This window comes from Patescibacteria group bacterium, assembly GCA_027858235.1.
In the GTDB taxonomy this organism is placed as follows: Bacteria; Patescibacteriota; Patescibacteriia; order Patescibacteriales; family BM507; genus BM507.
Map to the genome: position 1 here is coordinate 1 of JAQIDC010000022.1, position 3,877 is coordinate 3,877.

Annotated in this window: 4 protein-coding genes; 3 read left to right on the plus strand and 1 reads right to left on the minus strand. The window is 36.1% G+C overall.

The annotated features are described in order from the left end of the window. Positions 1 to 131: 131 nt before the first annotated feature. Entirely contained in the window at positions 132 to 986 is an 855-nt protein-coding gene (locus tag PF572_01375) for a transposase (GenBank protein ID MDA3839716.1), read from the minus strand. Positions 987 to 1,319: 333 nt separating this feature from the next. Here PF572_01375 and PF572_01380 point away from each other — a divergent pair, with 333 nt between their 5' ends. The 3 genes from PF572_01380 to PF572_01390 form a co-directional block, all read left to right on the plus strand. Continuing rightward, complete coding sequence (locus PF572_01380; GenBank protein MDA3839717.1) at positions 1,320 to 2,219, plus strand: hypothetical protein; 900 nt, start codon at positions 1,320 to 1,322, stop codon at positions 2,217 to 2,219. Further along, entirely contained in the window at positions 2,219 to 2,863 is a 645-nt protein-coding gene (locus PF572_01385) for a hypothetical protein (GenBank protein MDA3839718.1), read from the plus strand. Before PF572_01380 ends, PF572_01385 begins: the two co-directional genes overlap by 1 nt. A 20-nt stretch (positions 2,864 to 2,883) precedes the next feature. Further along, positions 2,884 to 3,877, plus strand: a 994-nt coding sequence (locus PF572_01390; protein MDA3839719.1) for a hypothetical protein, incomplete at its 3' end; no start/stop codon positions are given.

Sequence of the window (3,877 nt, forward strand, 5' to 3'; positions counted from 1 at the left end):
ATAGAAAAGTGCTCGTTCCACTCTTCCTGTTTTCTCTTCGAACCAGAGTAGAACTCACCACCCATATCCATTTGTACATTAATTTTTGTTGTTATGTTGTGAGATCGCAACCAACACACCGGTAAATGGGGTCAGGTCTTGTTTTTTGCATTATCAATAAATCTCTTCACTATTCTGCTCACTACCGATACATGTAGGCCAATTTTAGTTGCTATTTCTGATAAAGAATAACCGCTATTTTTGTAGGCATCATAAATTAATTCGTTTCGTTTTTCTTTTGTTATATCTTTTTCTCTAAATATTTTATCCAAGGACGGTCTACCAACATATCTCTCTTTTTTATTTATGCTTATTGATTCTTTTCTTTCTTTTTTAATATAATCTCTTATTTTTTCTGCAAAAGGAATAGATCCAAGAACAATACCACCCTTTAGATCTTCCCAAACATCACTATCTCCTACTCCCAAACTAATATATTTTTTATACTCTTCTAGTCCATCAAACCTTTTTAGAGCATCGCCTCTTTCAGTAACATTACCCTCGTCATCAATTAACATTTCTCTGTGGCTACTCCAGTGATAGTTTTCTGGATTTTTTACCATTTTCGCTCTAACTGGATTTAATACTATATATCTCACCAATTCATAAAAATATTTTTCTTCATCAACCAAAATGGCTTTGTATCTTCCTTGGAATATATGACCTACTGTTTTGTGATTGTAATTAGATTTCTGCGTATAGACTCCGTTCAGTTGCCTCATTCCTTGAGATAGATTTGGGTCAAGAGTTTTAATAAGTAAATGATAATGATTAGACATCAGACAATAGGCATAGCATTGCCAATTGTATCTTTCTGTATTTTCTTTAAGAATAATTAAAAAATCTTTAAAATCTTTTTTTGTTTTAAAAATATCCTGTCGAGCATTTCCTCGAGATGTAATGTGGTAAAATGCTCCTGGGTATTCTATGCGAAGAGGTCTGGCCATTGGTTTAGGTTAAAAATTATTGTTTTTTATGTAATAGAAATAAATGGTTATCTGTTCTTTTTTATTATAACTTAATTATCGGCTGAATGCAAAAAACAAGACCTGACCCCAATTATTCCTAAAATACTTAAAGAATCTTCGAATAACCATCTTGGCACCAATCACATTATGTATTGTATCCTCTATGAATTTTCTATTTAACAGCTTGACAAAATACTCAAAATATGCTAGTATTCTATATTAGTCACTTATGATAAAAAAAGTGTCTAAAAAGGAATTTGTCCTTTGACAATTGAGAAATTTACCTAACTTTAGATATAAAGGAGATTAACCATGGCGATTACCGCGATAATTACACCGAGTACCAAAATTGATGTACAGTCTGGCAAGGGATTCAGAATAGATGCTGAAGTTGAGGGATCTGTTTCGAAGCAAGAGAAACAAATTTCTTGGCTTGTCTCGTCTGGTCCTGTTGTTAGTAAAGGAAATGGTCTTTTCCAAGCAGAAAAGGTTGAGTCTGATACTAATGTTAAAATTGAATGCTTTGCAGCGGCTAACAAAACCATATCAATTAAATTTGATATCACCATTGTAAGCCCGGAGGTCCAAATCCTACCAAGCAAAAAGATAAAATGTTTTTCTAACACACAAATTCAGTTTGAAACAAAGTGTGGTGGGATAGCAACAAACAACCGGTGGGAAATTATTAGTGAAAATTTCTACTCTGGCTCTATCGACCAGAAAGGTCTTTACTCAAGCCCAGAGATAGCTAAGAAAACAAAAACAATTACGGTGAGAGTTACTGACCAGAATTCTGGGAAAGTAGCATTGGCTAAGGTTCAATTGATTCCAGTAAGTCTAATGATTGGCAAACAGCCAATCATAGTGGCTGGAGAGAAAAATGTTCAGTTGAATATTGTTTCACGGCATGACAAAGAAGGAATTAAGAACTTTAAATGTAGGGTTCTTACTCCCGAGGGTGGATCAATCCAAGATGGTGGTATATATACACCACCATCAATCCTGGCGATTGAAAAAAAAGTAACGATAGAAGTTAAGTCAAAACTCAACAAAAGTCTTAAAAAAACTTTTGAAATAACAGTTGAGTTAGCTAAATGCAAGAAATGTCATGAAGATGTTATTTCAAGTGACAATTCCTGTCCTAAGTGTGGCGAACCAATCGGGTCAGCTAACACACTAAAACAAATCCTGAAAGACAATGGGAGGATATAATGAACTTATTCAAATCTTTTAGTGGCTTGTTTGATTCGGCGTCTCACATTCACACTGGAGTTGATATTGTCAGCTCGTTAACCAAGGCATTCTCAAACAAGAAAGATGTCGCAGAAAAAACAAAAGAAGTTCCAACTGGTGAAGAAAAGACAACTCAAAAAGTTGCTGCCGCTGCGGTGGGAATCGGCGACGAGTTAAATCATGCTTCGATGGTCAAGAAAATGAATGACCCTGAGAGAAGCTATTACAATCTCTTTAAAACGGAGTTAGGAGAAGATTCTTCGTTGAAAGAACGTAGGCTACAAGAACATCTTGGGACAAAATATACCCAAAACCCTGATGAGGCGATTGAAGAAGCGACTGAAATCGGTCGAATCCGAGGTGAAAAATCGAGCACAGATGGGTACAAAACAGCATTATTCTACGTAGAAGCTGCTGGTTACACAAAAGATTCCAACATTACATTACTTACTGGCATATGCAAAGATGCCAAGAAGAAAATTGAACCGCATCTTCCCCCTAAAAGAGTTGTGAAAAAGCGACTTAATAATTTTGAGAAATCAGTTGATAATTTTCTCGGAAACAGGTATGGGGAAAATAATCGAGTTAAATGGGGATCTGACGGAAAAAAAATCAAGAAATAATTCTTTTATGGAGGTATATCATGTTTGCAAGACTTAGTTTCATTTGGCAACTCCTTCTTCGTAGCCCTGCAATAGTAAGGCATGAAGTAGGTATCTTGGACGGTTATCACACAATCTACTTACGAAGATTGATGGTAGGTATTGGGGTTTTCCTCTTTATTCTAATTTGTCTGGTATTCTTTGGAATGAAATTGTTTATCCCAATTTATGGGCTAGCGATTCTTCCATTCTTCATCTGGATTGGAACCACGCCGCGATACATTGCTGTACTGGTTGCAATCAAAACCCTTGATGCCAAAAATCTAAACATCACCAATCACGGTAAAGATGTGATGAAAGATGTCTGGTTAACCCTTGGCAACATATACATGGCAATTGCAACTCTGTGTATGTTTTCCGCAACTCTAGATTTCAAAAGAAACCTGTTGTTGCTCCCACTGCTAGTTCTTGCTTTATCAATCGTACTAATGTCCGATTGGTTTTGGGGAATTAAAACAAGGTTTGCTAAAAAACTTTGTTACCTCTATGCATTCGGCATAGTGACGTTCCTGCTCATCCTCGCTGTTCCTCATACATTTCAAGTAAAAATGTTTGGATCAGCATTCACTAGCAAATTTAGTATCTCGAAAGTCGAGAGAACAATTGTTCAAATTGAAAATTTGAATATGGTGAATGAGCAGACAGCAAATCACAACTCACTTCAACCTTTTCTTGACAAAGTTGCAAATGGTGAAGTGCTCACTGATGATGAGAAAGATGCGATAAAAAAAATAAAAGAAGACTCCAATGAAGCCTTAGTCCCATTAATGATTAAAAAGGCTTCAATCTTCGGGAAAGGTCTTTTTGAAAAAGACCCGCCTCCTCCTCCTACCTGGAAACAGATTGGGGAAACGAAAACCTTCGAAGGGAAGGGTGTTGGTGGTGATAATGATGAAAAGTATGATGTAAAAACCCTTTCTTACGGTACTGACTATAACACAGGCTATTTAATAACCCTTGAGGGGGAAAATGCTG